Raw genomic sequence first — 15408 nt, forward strand, 5'->3', positions numbered from 1 at the left:
TCCCCTATCTCGAGCTGATGATTTCACGCCATGCGAAATTCGCCTCCAGAACTGCGGCGGCCGTTCCATCGGCGGCCGCAACGACGGCGGCCGCGGCCTGGGCCAGTTGCACAGCATCCGGATTGATCGACGGCAGCGAGGCTGCGAGCGCCTGCCCCACCGCGTCGCGAGCCGACCGTAGCGCAAGTCCGAAGATCATCGGCCTGATCCGGAAAGCCTCCGCCGTTGCCTGACGGAACCGGTCGAAATCATCCTGCTCCAGATGCCGGAGGTCGATATCGAGCAGCCGTATGTCGGCACAGTCGCGTGCCACGAGTTCGCGATGATAGAGCTCGACGATCGAGTCGAAGATCGCGCCCACGAACGGCAGCGCGCGGTCATGCACCTCGCGCGTGACCTCGGACATGCGGCGAAAATTCGTGGCGAGACGAATCTGGGTTTCCGGGCTCGTCTCGGCAAAACGGTTGAGTTCGTTATAGAGGAGCAGGTTCCCTTTCGTCCGCCGGAGCAGCCTGTCAATCGCGGAATCGAAGTGCAGGAACGAGATCAGCGATACGAGGTCGGAAAAGGCCTCGGAAAAAGCGAAGAAGTCGCCTCCGCGCGACAGAGCCGTCGGGATCCCGGTTTCCGAAAGGAGGATGAGATGTCCGGTTTCGTGAGCGATGGTGTCGAAATTGAGCGCGTAGGGCCGCCTTATTCCGTCGATGTCGGAACAGCCTAGCTCCAGAAAGCCGTAGCCTGCCTGGGCATTGTCCCAGTTCACGAAGGCAACGATCTCCAGCCGCGGAAAGGTCTGATCGAAGAACCAGCGGACCGGCCTGCCCAGGTAACTCTGCCAGATGTTCAGGACGAAGTGCACACAGGCATAAGCATGAACCGGAAGGAACGCCCGGGAGTCGGGAGACAGGTTGTCGAAGTGGAGATCCGGACCCGCTCCCACCGGTGCACGGGCGGCCCCGCGAAACGGCGGCAGCCGGTCGAAGCCGTAGGGTTCCTTGTCATCGAGCGGATCGACGACATACATCGTCGCGTCGCTCGGCCCTTCGCCGATCTCATCCCTCGGTATCGGCAGCCAGACGCGGTCCGGTTTTTCATAGCCCGGAATGAACGGTGGCTGAGGGAAAATCCAGAACCGCGTGCCCAGGCGTGAATCGCCGGACTCGAGGGCTTCGTCTCGAAGCAGACGCATCGCACACTGCCCCCCGAATAAAAATGCCTAAATTATGGTTTCAATTTATAGGTGTTCACCAAATTCGAGTCAATGCCGCCCGCCTCCAGATCTCGGAGGAAGGTGTTCGTCGCGATCCAGTCGCCATCTTGTCGCGTGCCGCTATGCTGCGCCAGAAGGCTTGGCGCTTGCTGGAGTGCCAGGATCGCGTCATGCCTCTTCTGTCCGATCAGCCGCGCCCGCAGTTCCTTGCATCTTTCTTGAGCCCAGCCAGCGGCCTGCAAGACCGCAGAAAGCGAGCGCTCCCGGAAGTTCATGTTTCTCGCAATAGTTGTAAGACGGTCGCGTTCCGAGGGAGTGAGGACACCGAGACGTGACCAGGCCGAAAAGGTTCGCTGCAGGTCGACAAGTGCATCCGTCAAAGGCGGAAAGCCGAGTTCCGGCGGTCCCGAATGTACAGCGACCGCATCGTCGGGCGCGGGGCTGGAAAGAGGACCACGTCCGAAACGCCGATACCACCTATAGACGAGGCCGACTCCGATCATCCCGAAAATATCGAGTTCCGCAGCTCTGAGCGCGCCCATACTGCCGGCCCCGATGACAACGATCCCTTGCGCCATCGCCCAGAGAATTTCCTTGTGCCGGACGGCCGGCCTGTCCTCGAACTGCCCGTCTATCAGGACCATCGCCCGCGGACGAAAGGCATGTGCGGCAAGCACGATATCCCCCTGGGCGGCCGGCTGCAGATAAATCGCGCCGAGGACTTTCTCCGCCTCGGCCAGACGCAGGGTCGGACCGAGAAACACCAGGATCGGATTGTCGCCTCGGCCGGCCATCACACACTCATCGCACGACGAAAAAGGGAGAGGCTCCGGGAAGAACGGTTCGCACGCAATGGACGCCCGCCTCCTCGTCGGCGCCCACAGGGACGGCCAGCACAGGTCCAAGACCGGCTTCGACCACCCGGTCCAGCAATGTACCCGGGTCCGGAATCCTCAGGGACGTTGCCTCTCCGGGCCTGGCTGCCGCATCGGCGAGGACAAGCTCGCGGGCCCTCGCCACCGCGGCATCGGTGCTCCTGCGGTAATGTTCCCTCGTCTGGTCGTCACGGGCGCCGGAGATCGCCCCTGCCCTTGCCGAGAGCGCCTCCAGCATTGCGCTTGCCACCGCCATTTCGATACTGGGCCCGGCGGCATAGCCTTCCGTCGGCAGCGCAAGGATCGGCTCCCCGGGGCCGGTCTCGACCGTTTGACACCAGACCACGGGAATAGCCGCCGGCGACGGAGCGAGCCACAGTGCAAACGATATCCCGCGAGTGCCCGCGAGCGTTCGGATATGATCCACCCCGGCACCCAGTCCGCCGGGCGCAATGCGCCACCGGTCGAAGAAGCCGTGCGTCGCGAATGCGCGCGCGATCGCGTCCCGTTCAAGGCATTCCCATAATCCATGCAGGAAAGCGCCATGGGGGCTCGTATGGCAGGCAAGCCCGGTGGTCGTCCGCAGAAAGACGCCGTCATGGGCCGGCTGCGGTTCGCTGTAGCACGTATGCACAAGTTCCAGCGGCACCGGGTATGTCGAGCCGCCGACGACGTCGATACCTTCGATCCAGGCAATCGTCCTTTGCCGCCATTTCCCGCGCCATTCGGGAACCACGAGGTTTTCGAAAAGGCCGTCGGTGACTTCGAGCTGGTCGGCCGTCGCCAGAAAGGTCCGCTCCGCCGGAATGGCCTCGGCGAAGTAACGCTCGAGCGATTCCATCAGCGCGCCGACTGCCGCCTCCGCCCTCGACAGACCGCGTCCGAGAGACGTGACCTCTGAAAGCGCGGCGGGGCGCACGGCCTGCATCACCGGCAGGCCGAGCCGATCGAGGCCCGTCAGGTCGCCCAGCCGCGTGATGCAAGCGCGGCGGCAGAGTGGCGGCAGGGCGGCGAGACAGCGCTCCAGGCTCCCCTCGACCGGGCCATCCGAAAAGGGCGCCTTCCGTGCAGAGATGATCGAGGCATGGAGATCAGCGAGGGCCGCGCGTGCGCCGTCGTTCGATTTCGCCCTGTTTCGTTCAGCGCCGGATAACAATGCCGAGCTCCCGCATCGAATGCCTCGCTCTCCTGATGAGCGCCGTCGCCCCCTGGCTTTGCGCGATTTCAACGGCGCAGCGCAGATCTGCAGCGACCGCATCCTTGCGCTCGCCTGCCCGCGCCCGGAGAATTGCGCGGCATCGGTGCAACTCCGCCAGCCAATAGGCGTGGCCGGTTTCCTCCCCCCTGCCGATCGCTTCGTTGACGACCTCGATCGCCGGCTCGATCTTGCCGGCCACACCCAGCAGGGTGGCGTGCATGCAGAGATAGATCGGCAGATCCGCCACGGCCCCGAGCTCGCGCAGAAGCGACAGACCGTTTTGAAATGTCGCATGACCACTCGCAAGGCTCGTGCGGTGCGCCTCGGCCCACCCGCTGAAGAGGAGCGACTGACCGGACAGGGACTGCATCTTGTGCCTCTTGGCGAAATCCGCCATTCGCGTCGAGACCTCGGCGAGCCTTTCGAAATCATCCCGGTAAAAAGCAGACACCGCTTCGGTATCCAGGGAGTGCGCTTTGCTGTGCGCATGCGCGATCCTGTCGGTGAAAGCGATCATTCTCGAGAGCGCAGCGTCCGAGGCCTTCGTGCGCCCCGTGAGCCACAGGGAAAGCGCGAGTTGGCCGAGGCCGCAGACCTTTGCATCATGCCCGCCGAACTCCGTTCGGCTCTCTTTGGCACGCTTCTCGTCATAAAGGGCCAGGCCGGCTTTGATCGCATCCTGCGTTTCCCTGTGGCGACCGAGATTGAAGGCGATCGCCCAGATGCAGTGGTTGACCTGGAGCTGGATCTCAGGTTCGTTTGCCTTCGACAGCATCGACCGCACCTCCAGGGCACGGTCGTGCATGACACGGAAGTCCTGCCCTGTGAGCCACCAGCCCCAATATATCGGAAACCATTGGGATTGCTCGGACATCGGTCGTCGCCGGGCGATCTCCACCGCGTCCTCATAAAGCTGTCGCGCGGGTTCGGAACTCAGGCCGACCGTTCCTATCAAAATAGGCCCGAAGGCCGTCAACGCCGAAAGCTTCAGAGGTTCGGCAGTGTCGCTCTCGCTCAATTGGCCGCAAAGATCCAGCGCATGCTCCAGGAACTGCCTCGCCTCTATCATTGCGGACCGGCTCGAACTCTCCTTTCCCGCGGCGATGAACAAGGGGACAGCCTCTTCGACAAGTCCCGCCCTTTCCGCATGCTCGGCAAGCGCGCCGGTATCGATCCAGCCCGCCATGCCACGATTTTGGTTGACCGCTGTGAACAGGCGCCGATGCAGCACCTGCCGCTGCTTTCGCAGCACCGCATTGTAGATCGTCTCCTGAATCAGCGTATGCCGGAAGCCGTAGGCGGTCCGCCCCGGCACCCTCATCCGCGTCAGGAATCCCGTCTCGCAAAGAGTATCGGCAGCGTTCGCAAGCGCGCTCTTGCCGAAATCGGGCAACAAGGCCCGAAGCAGCGGCAGCGTCACCTGCGTGCCCGCGACTGCCGCTGCGCGCGCGACCTCCCTGGCTGTGCCCAGCTGCTGCAGGCGGGATTCCAATATCGACTCGAACGCCGACACATGCGTCGGATTGGCGCTCTCCGACAGGCGCATCGTGTCGGGCTCGACGTTCTGCGACACCCATTGACAGATCTCCTCGATGAAGAGCGGAACGCCGCCGGATATCCGTTCGGTCGCGTCGAAGAGATCGGGAAGCAGCGCCAGGCGGTGCTCCGGCCATTTTGCCTTTATCGCCAGCCTGGTCTCATCCGAATCGAGCGGCCGCAACGCAAGCCGCGTCGGATTGGCGGCGTCGAGCCATTCCGAAGCATAGGAAGGACGCGACGTAGCAACGAGCAAGACGGGGAATTTTGCAATGGCCCTCGCAGCTTCGCCAAGCAGGTCACGGGATGTCGGATCGATCCAGTGGACGTCCTCGACGGCCACCACCGCCGGCCCGCGACGGCACACGGCTTCCAATGCGCGGAGCATGGCGCGATGCGCCCTTTCGCGGATCGCCTTCGGATCTTCGTTCGACTGCAGACGGCTACCCTGCGCCCCAAGCAGGTAGGAGAAAATATCGACGACCTCCGCGTCCCTGATACCGTTGCGTGCGAACAGCGCCGCCACGGCGGCGGCCGTCGGACCCACCTGCCCTCCGCTTCCCGACACCGCCTCCGGGAGATTGTTCGAGAGAGGATGAAGTGTCGAGCGGAAACCGCCGGGCAGGCACTGGAAGAAGAGAAGCTTGGAACGCTCGGCGCGCGTCCGCCTGCGAATTTCCCGGAGAAGACGCGATTTGCCGATACCGGCGTCCCCCTGGATCAGGACCACGGAGCCTTGTCCCGCAAGAACGCCATCCCAAAGCTGCGCGATGGTACTCAGTTCGCTCTCGCGGTTGATCAGCGGTCCGCCCATTCGTCCGAAGGCATAGAAGCGGTCCACCCCGACCTTGTGGCCGAGGGCGCGCCAGACCTTTTCGGGGGCCGCAAAGCCCTTGAGCTCCTTGCTGCCCTCAAACACGAAGGCAAAGGATCTGCCTGCAAGGTGGCGTGTCTCCTCGGAAACGAGAACGCTGTTCGGCGCCGTGATCGCCTGCAGGCGGGCAGCCATGGCAAGAGCCGCACCTGTGACCGGTTCCTGAGTCCAGCCCCCGCGGGCCGCTTCGCGAACGAGGGCAACGGACGTGGCGATACCCACGCGGACCTGCAGATCGTCCTGTCCTGCCTCGCGGCCGACGCGCTTGCAGGCCTCCACGATCTTGAGCCCCGCGCGGATCGCGAGCGAGGCGGCGTCCTTGGCCTCGAGTTCGATCGGAAAGAGCGCAACACCGCCGTCGCCGGCCTCGTGCTGCATCACACCGGAGTGCGACGCGATCGCCTGCTTCGAGGCAAGCTGAAAGGCGGACATCAGGTCCTGATAGTCCTCGATGTCCATCATGTGCATCAGATCGGTCGACCCGACCAGATCATAGCAAAGCGCCGTGACGATACGCCGCTCGCCGCCGCGCGCGGAGGAGCCGCCCGGGCGCTTCCCACGCTCGGCCGCTCGTCGTGGTGTGTTGGTCCCGCTCTCGCGCAGCATGCACCACTCCCGCATTCGCCAGCCAGGTCCGCTCAGACGTGCGGCGCTGTCCAAGGGCGACCTGTCTGTCTCGCATTTTTCCGACGTGATCCCGACCTGTCGTGCGGAAAACATCACCCCTGACTGCACGCGGTGTCGGAACCGACTCGCGGAAGGCTGATTGCCCGTCCGGACAATGTCAATCGGCGGGCAGTTGCAAAACGCGCAACCGGGCAACCTTTCCCCTTCGATGGGCGTTAAGACGCGCCCTCTTATGCTGCAATGGCAACTTCGTCACCGTGGACGGCACTGGATTGCCGCAGGGTTTGAGTGCAACCTTGGAAAAGAAGACGGCGCAGGCACCCGGCGCCTCGAGGATGTTCTCTCGTCAGATCTGCATCAGGAGACGATCGATGGCACGCACTCCCGCGAAATACTGCGATCTCGTCATGAAGGGCGGCATCACCAGCGGTATAGTCTACCCGAACGCCGCTCTGGCGCTTTCGCGCGACTTCCGGTTCAAGAATATCGGCGGCACGTCGGCCGGGGCGATCGCAGCCGCGGCCTGCGCGGCGGCTGCGATCGGAGACCGGCGGAAGCAGATGAAGGCGGCGATCGCCCAGCCGGAGGAGCGCGTGGGATTCGAGGGCCTTGCCGTGGCGGCGGAGAGGCTGGCCGCGCCCGGCTTCATCAAGAGCCTCCTCCAGCCTGCGGCCGGGGCCGGTCAGGCATTCCGCTTGCTCGTCACACTCGCCGGCAGCACCGGCGTTCTTCGCAAAGCCCTTGCGCTTCTTGGAAGCGTCGTGCTCATCGCACCCGTCGAAACGCTGCTGCTGCTCGCGGCACTCACGGGTCTTGCCTACGCTTCCGGGGGGCAAACAGGCATGATAGCCGCGGCTCTACCGGCTGCGATCTGCGCCTATCTGGGAGGGGCGGTGTTCTCGGTACTGCGCATCGCTCGTGTCCTGCGCCGCAATCTGATGGGCCTCTGTACCGGCACCGCACCGGATCGACCCACCCGCCGGCGAAGGATTGTCTTGACCGATTGGCTCCACGAAACCCTGCAGGAACTGTCCGGCAAGGCTCCGGACCAGCCCCTCACCTTCGGCGATCTTTGGACGGCCGAGCGCTACCCGGGCGAACCAGGCTCCGACCGGGCCGTCACCCTGAAAATGATCACGACGGGCATATCGCATCAGGAACCGCGCAGCCTGCCCTTCGAAAGCGCGCTTTTCTGGTTCCGCCGCAAGGAATTCGAAGCGCTTTTTCCGAAGGTGGTCGTCGACTGGATGGTTGAGAACGCCGGGGAGCCGGTCACCGTGGCGGGTGAGGACTACTATCTGCTCCCGCATGGCGCCGACATGCCGGTCCTCGTCGCAACACGCATGAGCCTCAGCTTCCCCCTCCTGATCAGCGCCGTGCCGCTGCATGAGCCTGCCCGCCGCGAAAGCCTGCCGGGATCCGACGGAGAAAACGAAGCCGAAGATACGACTTCGGACGAGGACGAACAGAAGACCGTATTGGACAGCACGGAAGCCTTGACCACCGGCGGCAAGAAGCGCAGGGCCAGACCCGCCGCGTTCCGGATCTGCTGGTTCTCCGACGGCGGCATCGGCAGCAACTTCCCGATCCACCTCTTCGACCGGGCGCTGCCGCGATGGCCCACCTTCGCCATCAATCTCGTTTATCCGGAGACCTCCGATACCGGCTCGCGGCCGGAGGTCTTCCTGCCGGAGAACAACCGGCAAGGATGGCAGCGGCACTATCAGACGATTGCACGCAAATCGGCAGTCCACGAACTCTGCGCCTTCGTCTTCGCGATTGTCGCGACCATGCAGAATTGGCGCGATCTCCTCCAGTCACGCGCGCCCGGCCATCGCGAACGCATCGTCCATGTCTCGTTGGGTCCGCAGGAAGGCGGCTTCAACCTCGCCATGTCGAATGACGTCCTCGCAGCCGTCTCGAAAAAAGGCACGGCCGCCGGCGAGGCATTCGACCGGTTCTCCTTCGAGAACCATTACTGGATCCGCTGGCGCAATCTCGCCTCGGCACTGCAGCGCTACAACATCGATATTGCCGCGAGCGACGCCTACCGTCCGAAGATCCCCGATTACGAGCCGGCCTACGCCCTTGCCCGCGACCCTAAGTCGAAGCCGCCCTCCTACCGGTTTGCAAGCAAGGCGGAGCGCGAAGAGGCGGTGCAGCTTCTCGAAGAGCTTATCGGTGAGGGAAGGAAATGGAGCGATGACGGACCCGACCTGACGAAGACCGCGCCGCGGCCGCTGCCGCAATTGCAGATCGCACCGACTTACTAGCGAAGAGATGGTGGAGGAAAACCACTGGGGCCTGAAGGAAGGCCGAGCCTTCACCGCACGATCGTCAACCGCTCGGCCGCGCGTGTGATCGCTGTGTAGAGCCAGCGTTCGCGCGTATCGCGGAAAGCCCAGCTCTCGTCGAAAAGCACGACGTCGTTCCATTGCGAGCCCTGGGCCTTGTGCACGGTGAGTGCGTAGCCGTAATCGAACTCGTCGTAACGCTTGCGCGTGGACCACGGGATTTCGCCCTCGACGTCCTCGAAAGCCGCCTTCAGGAGCTTGATCTTTGCGGCCCCGCGATCCATGTCGTCGTCTTCAGGGCGGATCATCAGGTTGATCCCCGGCTTAACCGTCTCCTTGGACGAACTCATCACCTGCCAGAGCGAGCCGTTGAGCAGCCCCTTGGCCGGATCGTTGCGGAGGCACACGAGCTTGTCGCCGGATTGCGGATACTCGCTGGTAAAGCCTTTGAGCTCGCGAAGCCGCTGATTGTAGCGCCGCCGCGTCCTGTTGGTCCCGACTAAGACCTGGTCGGCTTCCAGCACCAGAGGCTGTGTCACCTGCCCCTTGGAGATGACCTGTGCGGTGCCGTAGTCGCCGTGCATGATCTCCTTGCCCTCGCGCACTTGCATGGCGAGCTGGATAATAGGGTTGTCCCTTGCCTGGCGATGGATATCCGTCAGGAGAAAATCCGGTTCGTGGTTGGTGAAATAGCCGCCGCCGGAAACCGGCGGCAATTGCCCGGGATCGCCGAGAACGAGAATCGGCGTGCCGAAGCTCATCAGATCCTTGCCGAGGGCTTCGTCCACCATAGAACATTCGTCGACGATGATCAGCGCCGCTTTCGCAACCGGGCTCTGGCGGTTGATCGCGAACATCGGCGCGATCGAGGTCTTGCCGGTTTCCTCGTCCTCCACTTCCTCCTCACCGCGCGGGCGGTAGATCAACGAGTGGATCGTCTTAGCGTTCGTGGCACCCTTGGAGCGCAGCACCTGCGCGGCTTTGCCGGTGAAGGCGGCGAACGCCACCTCTCCGTCCACATTTTCTGCGAAATGGCGGGCAAGCGTCGTCTTGCCGGTGCCGGCATAACCGAACAGCCGGAAGAGCTGAGAACGGCCTCCCTTCAACCATTGCGAAACGGCTTTCAGGGCCTCATCCTGTTGCGGAGCGAACTGCATGACTCTGAGTGTCAGGATTCGGGACCCCGACGCAAGTGCGGATTTGACCTATCCGTGTGGGCTCCAAGGCTTGGAGGCGGCACAGTTTTTTGCACTGCACCTTGAATTGGGGCTGCCTGTACTGCTACCAACGGTGCGCTGCATACAGTGTGCAGGCACCGCGCCGCCCGCCGGAGAATGACCTTGAAGCCGGAACAGCCCTCAACCCCGATGCTGCCCAGAAGTGGCGGACTGGGACGTCTGTATGCATTTTGGCAATGGTGCCTACTGGTCCTGCTCTCCGCCGTCTTCGCCGGCATCCTCGAGATGATCGGGATTCCCGCGGGTCTGCTGATGGGGCCGATGATCGCCGGTGCCCTTGTCGGCATGAACGGCGGAACGATCCGGTTGCCGCGACAGCTCTTCTTTTGCGTTCAGGTCGTGTTGGCGATGATGATCGCCGCTTCGATGAGCCCTGACCTCCTCGTGACCTTTTCCGGCAACTGGGCCCTCTTCATTGCCATCATTCTCTCGGTGATCGGTGTAAGTACGCTCTGCGGCTGGACAATCACACGGATGGGCATTCTGCCGGGCACGACCGCGATCTGGGGTTCGTCCGCAGGCGCTGCCTCGACGATGCTCCTGATGGCCGATGCCTATGGCGCGGATGCCCGGCTCGTCGCCTTCATGCAATATCTGCGCGTCGTCTTCGTTGCCAGCACTGCGACTATCGTGGCCCATCTCTGGGTGAGCGGCGTGGAGCCGGAATCGGCAACTCACTGGTTTGCGCCGGTTGCCGGGCTGCCCTTCTTCATGACGCTCGCCGTCGGTATCGCGGGCGGCTTCCTCGGCAAGTTGCTGCGCGTGCCGGCCGGCGCATTTCTCGCGCCCTTTGCCATAGGTTCGGCCCTCAACATAACCGGAACGCTCGAGATCGAACTGCCGCAATGGCTGCTGGCGCTCTCTTTCGCGATGCTCGGCTGGAATATCGGCCTCGGCTTCACACGGGCAATTCTGGCGCACGCCCGCCGCGCCCTGATGCCGACGATCGTGTCCATCATCGTGCTGATATCCTTTTCCGGTCTTCTCGCTCTGTTGCTCATCAAGGTCGCCGGCATCGATCCGCTGACCGCCTATCTCGCGACCAGCCCCGGCGGACTCGATTCGATCGCGGTCATCGCCGCCTCCAGCAATGTCGATCTTCCTTTCGTGATGGCCTTGCAGACGGCTCGTTTGCTCCTGATCACGCTGTTCGGCCCCGCCCTCGCCCGCTTCGTCGCCGACCGGGCGTGAATACGGCTCCGCAGCCATCAATTGCGCGGGGAATAAATCCACAGCCCTCCGTGTCTTATTCTCGAACCCGCCCGTGCGCGGTTCTGCGTTGAAGACATCTTGAGGAGGAAACGCTTATGAGAACGCTTTCGTTGACCGTCGCCATTTCCCTTGGCACGGCCGCCGCCGCCTTCGCCGCGCCGCCGGTGAAAACGGTCGAAACCGAGAAAGGCCCTGTGCTCGCCGCCGAGAACGGAATGACGCTCTACACCTACAAGGACGACCAGAATGGCGTCTCCGCCTGCTATGATGCCTGCGCCAAGAATTGGCCGCCCTTCATGGTGGAAGGCGATGCAACGGCTGACGGTACCTATTCGATCGTTGAGCGAAAGGACGGCACCAAGCAATGGGCGAAAGACGGGATGCCGCTTTATTTCTGGGTGAAGGACAAGAAGATGGGTGACGTTACCGGCGACGGCGTGAAGGGCGAATGGGATGCCGCACGGCCCTGATGGTCCGGAAACTGGGGCGCGGGCCGGTCCCGCCGCCCCTGATATTTTCGAGGAAGAGGTCCTGGCATTGATTCCGGCGCTCAGGCGCTATTCGCGCAGCCTCGCCCACTCCGATCCCGATGGTGAAGATCTGTTGCAGGACTGCGTCGAGAAAGTGCTCGCAAGACGTGAACAATGGCGCGGCGTGAACCTGCGTGCCTGGGCCTTCACCATCATGACCAATCTTTTCCGCAACGGCCACCGCCGCCGCGCCCAGCATCCGGAAGTAGAGTTCGACGAGGCCCTCGGCGTTCGTGCGGTGGAGGACAATGCGGATCCCCTGGAACGGCAACGCCTGATGCGCGGGCTCGAGCGGCTCTCGGTCGACAACCGCGCCGTCTTGATGCTCGTCGTCATTGAGGGTTATCGCTACCAGGACGTGGCCGATATGATGGAAATCCCGATCGGGACCGTGATGTCCCGCCTATCGCGGGCCCGCCGCCAGCTTGCCGAAGCGATGAAGGACGATAACGTGATCGCCCTGCGGAGACCGAAATGACCGAAGAATTCGAAACCGTCTCCGAAGATGAACTGCACGCCTATGTGGATGGCCAGTTGAGCCAGCCGGAACACAAGCGCATCGAAGCCTGGCTGGAGAAGCATCCGGCAAGGGCCGAGGAGCTACGTCAGTGGCAGGCCCAGGCGGCTACGCTGAAGCAGCATTTCGCATCTTATGCCCGCAGCGGCGAAGAAGATCGGGCGATGATCGCGGCCCACCGGGCGGCCGGAGCCGTCCGCTCTGCCACGCCTGCGTTCATGCTGCGACGCCTGGCGGCTGGACTTCTGATCTTCGGCGTTGGCGTGGTCGCCGGCGCCTATGCGCCCGATCTCATCGCCCCGCGATCGCAATTGGCCGCCGCGGCTTCCGAGACTTTCCCCAGGCAGGCGCAGTCGGCTTTTCTGATCTATGCCAGCGAGGTACGCCATCCGGTGGAGGTCGGCGCCGGCGAGCGGGACCATCTCGCCAAATGGCTCGGCAAGCGGCTCGACTACACGCTGAAAATTCCCGATCTTTCCCCGCTAGGCTTTTCGCTGGTCGGCGGTCGGCTCATCCCCGTCAATGGCAAAGCAGGCGCGATGCTGATGTATGAGGACGGGACCGGCAGCCGGCTGACCGTGCTTCTCGGGCGCAACACCGAGAACCGCGAAACCAGCTTCCGGATTGCCAGCCAGGGCAATGTCGAGACCTTCTACTGGATCGACGGCGAAATCGGTTACGCCGTAACCGGCGAAGTGCCACGCGGACTGCTGCAGAAGGTTGCCGACGAATGCTATCGGCAATTCGAGAGCTCGGAAACCTCTTAGCGCGGGATGCGGAGAAGTGCGTGACGGTTTTCCGCGAGGAGGTGCGTAGGTTCAGAGCGTTGGATCGCCGTTCGACGGACCTCAACGCAGAGGATCGTTCCCGAGCGCGATCGGCTTTCCGTGCGGCGTCGCCTCCGCCGCGCGCTGCCAGCTCTTGACCAGCGCTTCCAGTTCGGAACCGGAGGTGATGGAGAGTTCCGTCACCAGGCGGCTGAGAGCAGCAACCCAGCACTCGTAATAATCGCTGCCGTCGGCCCGGCGCTCCGGCTTGTAGAGCTCGGCCGAAAGTGCTTCGGCCCATTCGCTCCACGAAAACACACCCTGCTCATGAAGTCGCACGGTCATCGCGAAGGCGATCGCCTGCCAGGGCTCGGCAAAAACGGGATCGCCCTCGCATGATTTCGGCAGTTCCGCGGAGGCCAAAAGCGGCGATGGAGGATGAGGAGGCATCGAATTACGCATGTTCGAGATAGCTCTCCCAGGCATCGATGGAGACGGTGAGGGTCGGGTCAGCTCCCTCGCCCCAGATCTCGCTTGCGTCGAAGACGACCGTGTAGACCCATTGCGGGCTCTCGCCCCTCCCGTGCGCGTTGTCGTCGGGGAAGACGAAGCTGCCCTGCACGGCTTCCACCACGCCTGTCCTGGCGCGGGCGTAGCGCGGCAGCCGCGTGTGACTCTCCGGATTGAAGTTTTTCGTGCGTACCCTCTCGCCGGCAGCAAAGCGCGGCGGCGATGCGACCGGCCGGTCGCATGGACCGCCCTTGGCGAGCACGCTCTCCACCATGTCGGCTCTGAGCACCCGCTTCGGCTCTCGCCCCCTGTCGTGCATATGGCCCGCGTCGAGTTCGGCTTCCGTCACGAAGCCGTGGCGCTTGAGAAGCATTTCCAAGGCACGCGTCCAGATTTCATAATAGCTCGCCGAAAGATAGGTCGCCGGGGGCAGGCTTTCGCGCGCGTGCCGGCTCTCGTCCAGTGTCCAGGCACCGAAAGCGCCGCAGGAAAGCGTGATGCCAAGCACGCGCTTCTCCCATTCCGCATGGAAAACGGGCTCGTCCTTTTCCGGAGCGATCGGGCCCATTCCATGCTGCCCGCCGAGATCATGCGGCCCGTTCATCGCACAGCCTCCGGTGAAAGCGCGAAGCCGGTGCCGATCATCGAGTCGCGCGTCACGAGTTCTGCCAGAGCGTCTTCGCCGAAGCCGTCTGTACCATCCGGCCGCTCGGGCACGACGAGGTAACGCAGCTCGGCCGTCGAATCCCAGACGCGGACCTTCTTCTCCGCCGGCAGATCCAGCCCGAACTCGGCCAGCACGCTACGGGGATCGATAACGGCGCGCGAACGATAGGGTGGTGCCTTGTACCAGACCGGCGGCAGCCCCAGCACCGCCCAGGGATAGCAGGAGCAGAGCGTACAAACGACGAGGTTATGCGTCTCGGGCGTGTTGAACACCGCACGCATGTGCTCGCCCTGGCGCCCGGTGAAACCGAGGCTGGCGATCGCCGCGGTCGCGTCGCGTCTCAGCCAATCGGCAAAATCCCCGTCGCTCCAGGCCTTGGCGACGACACGCGCGCCGTTTCGCGGTCCAACCTTCGTCTCGTATGCGTCGACGATCGCGTCGATCGCTGCCGGATCGATCAGGCCCTTTTCCGTCAGCACCGTCTCCAGCGCCTTCACCCGCGCTTCCATATCGGTGAAATGGTTGTCGTGGTGATGGCCGTGATTGTCGCCATGCCCATGATGATGCTCGGACATCCCGTGGCTCCTCTGCAGTAGGCTACTGATCTTTGTGCATAGACACCAAAGCGTCGTGTCGACCGACTACCTGAGCATCGGCCAAAGGCTGACGACGAGCAAGACGGCCATGGTGATGTTGAACCATTTGAGCCGCGCAGGCTCCGAGAGCCACTGCCTGAGGGCCGAGCCGAAACCTGCCCAGGTCGAAACGCTGGGTACGTTGACGAGCGCGAAGACGAGGCCGACGACGAGCACGCTCATGAGATAGCTGTCGCTGCTCGTATAAGTGGCCATGGCCGAAACCGCCATCACCCAGGCCTTCGGATTGACCCATTGGAAGGCCGCCGCCTGCAGGAATGTCATGGGTACCGCATTCGCCTTCCCTTCGCCGAGCGAGCGTGAGGTGCCGATCTTCCAGGCGATCCAGGCGAGATAGGCGCCTCCGGCGAATTTCAGCGCCGCATAAAGGAGCGGTACGGAGTGAAGCAGCGCGCCGAGTCCGAGCCCGACGGCGATGAGAAGAACGAAGAAGCCGCTGCCGATGCCCAGCATATGCGGAATGGTGCGCACGAAACCGAAGTTCACACCCGACGCGAACAGCATCATGTTGTTCGGTCCCGGCGTGATCGATGTCGTGAAGGCAAAGAGGAACAACGCCAGAAGCGTATCCAGTTGCATGGGTCCTCCGAAGCGCGCATCTGTCGAGGGCGCCGTTGTAAAATTGCGATCTGCGTCGAGTAATCTCCCGGGCGGCAGGTGCCCTTGATGGGTCAGCCTAGCTGACCCAAATGCAACC

Annotated in this window: 14 protein-coding genes; 5 read left to right on the forward strand and 9 right to left on the reverse strand. The window is 63.3% G+C overall.

The features are described from left to right. Nucleotides 1-4: 4 nt before the first annotated feature. Genes SINAR_RS0120970 through SINAR_RS0120985 form a run of 4 tightly spaced genes read right to left on the reverse strand, consistent with a single transcriptional unit; the run spans nt 5 to nt 6299 of the window. On the reverse strand, nt 5-1189 hold the full coding sequence (locus SINAR_RS0120970) for a gluzincin family metallopeptidase (protein ID WP_028000885.1): 1185 nt from the start codon (nt 1187-1189) through the stop codon (nt 5-7). Nucleotides 1190-1221: 32 nt separating this feature from the next. After that, nucleotides 1222-2004 carry a TfuA-like protein gene (locus tag SINAR_RS0120975; RefSeq protein ID WP_028000886.1) on the reverse strand — a complete coding sequence of 261 codons (783 nt, stop codon included), beginning with the start codon at nt 2002-2004 and terminating at the stop codon, nt 1222-1224. A gap of 7 nt (nt 2005-2011) precedes the next feature. Further along, nucleotides 2012-3241, reverse strand: coding sequence for a YcaO-like family protein (locus SINAR_RS0120980; protein WP_028000887.1), 1230 nt, complete (start codon nt 3239-3241; stop codon nt 2012-2014). Next, nucleotides 3225-6299 (reverse strand): ATP-binding protein, encoded by a 3075-nt coding sequence (locus SINAR_RS0120985; protein WP_028000888.1) that lies wholly within the window; start codon nt 6297-6299, stop codon nt 3225-3227. Before SINAR_RS0120985 ends, SINAR_RS0120980 begins: the two co-directional genes overlap by 17 nt. 392 nt (nt 6300-6691) lie before the next feature. On the opposite strand from SINAR_RS0120985, the gene suhR reads away from it, so the two are divergent. Further along, the gene (gene suhR, locus SINAR_RS0120990) at nt 6692-8593 is read left to right on the forward strand and encodes an RpoH suppressor SuhR (protein WP_028000889.1); all 1902 of its coding nucleotides are present in this window, start codon (nt 6692-6694) and stop codon (nt 8591-8593) included. A gap of 50 nt (nt 8594-8643) precedes the next feature. Here the strand turns inward: suhR and SINAR_RS0120995 are convergent, their stop codons facing one another. Continuing rightward, a complete protein-coding gene (locus tag SINAR_RS0120995; RefSeq protein WP_028000890.1) occupies nt 8644-9771 on the reverse strand; it encodes an ATP-dependent DNA helicase in 1128 nt (375 codons plus the stop codon). A gap of 183 nt (nt 9772-9954) precedes the next feature. On the opposite strand from SINAR_RS0120995, the gene SINAR_RS0121000 reads away from it, so the two are divergent. The 4 genes from SINAR_RS0121000 to SINAR_RS0121015 all read left to right on the forward strand — a co-directional run bounded on the left by SINAR_RS0121000 (nt 9955) and on the right by SINAR_RS0121015 (nt 12878). After that, entirely contained in the window at nt 9955-11043 is a 1089-nt protein-coding gene (locus SINAR_RS0121000; protein WP_028000891.1) for an AbrB family transcriptional regulator, read from the forward strand. A 116-nt stretch (nt 11044-11159) separates the two neighbouring features. Further along, nucleotides 11160-11534 (forward strand): COG4315 family predicted lipoprotein, encoded by a 375-nt coding sequence (locus tag SINAR_RS0121005; protein ID WP_028000892.1) that lies wholly within the window; start codon nt 11160-11162, stop codon nt 11532-11534. Then, a complete protein-coding gene (locus SINAR_RS0121010; RefSeq protein WP_028000893.1) occupies nt 11518-12072 on the forward strand; it encodes an RNA polymerase sigma factor in 555 nt (184 codons plus the stop codon). Before SINAR_RS0121005 ends, SINAR_RS0121010 begins: the two co-directional genes overlap by 17 nt. Then, nucleotides 12069-12878, forward strand: coding sequence for an anti-sigma factor family protein (locus tag SINAR_RS0121015; RefSeq protein ID WP_028000894.1), 810 nt, complete (start codon nt 12069-12071; stop codon nt 12876-12878). The genes SINAR_RS0121010 and SINAR_RS0121015 overlap by 4 nt, the downstream gene beginning before the upstream one ends. Before the next feature lie 81 nt (nt 12879-12959). Here the strand turns inward: SINAR_RS0121015 and SINAR_RS0121020 are convergent, their stop codons facing one another. The 4 genes from SINAR_RS0121020 to SINAR_RS0121035 all read right to left on the reverse strand — a co-directional run bounded on the left by SINAR_RS0121020 (nt 12960) and on the right by SINAR_RS0121035 (nt 15290). Further along, nucleotides 12960-13328: a nitrile hydratase accessory protein gene (locus tag SINAR_RS0121020; protein ID WP_028000895.1), complete on the reverse strand. Its 369-nt coding sequence runs from the start codon at nt 13326-13328 to the stop codon at nt 12960-12962. A gap of 4 nt (nt 13329-13332) precedes the next feature. Beyond that, nucleotides 13333-13992 (reverse strand): nitrile hydratase subunit beta, encoded by a 660-nt coding sequence (gene nthB, locus SINAR_RS0121025; protein ID WP_028000896.1) that lies wholly within the window; start codon nt 13990-13992, stop codon nt 13333-13335. Continuing rightward, entirely contained in the window at nt 13989-14630 is a 642-nt protein-coding gene (gene nthA, locus SINAR_RS0121030; RefSeq protein ID WP_028000897.1) for a nitrile hydratase subunit alpha, read from the reverse strand. The genes nthB and nthA overlap by 4 nt, the downstream gene beginning before the upstream one ends. Nucleotides 14631-14696: 66 nt before the next feature. Continuing rightward, nucleotides 14697-15290, reverse strand: coding sequence for a LysE family translocator (locus tag SINAR_RS0121035; RefSeq protein WP_028000898.1), 594 nt, complete (start codon nt 15288-15290; stop codon nt 14697-14699). Nucleotides 15291-15408: the final 118 nt, after the last annotated feature.

This window comes from Sinorhizobium arboris LMG 14919, from assembly GCF_000427465.1.
Lineage (GTDB): Bacteria > Pseudomonadota > Alphaproteobacteria > Rhizobiales > Rhizobiaceae > Sinorhizobium > Sinorhizobium arboris.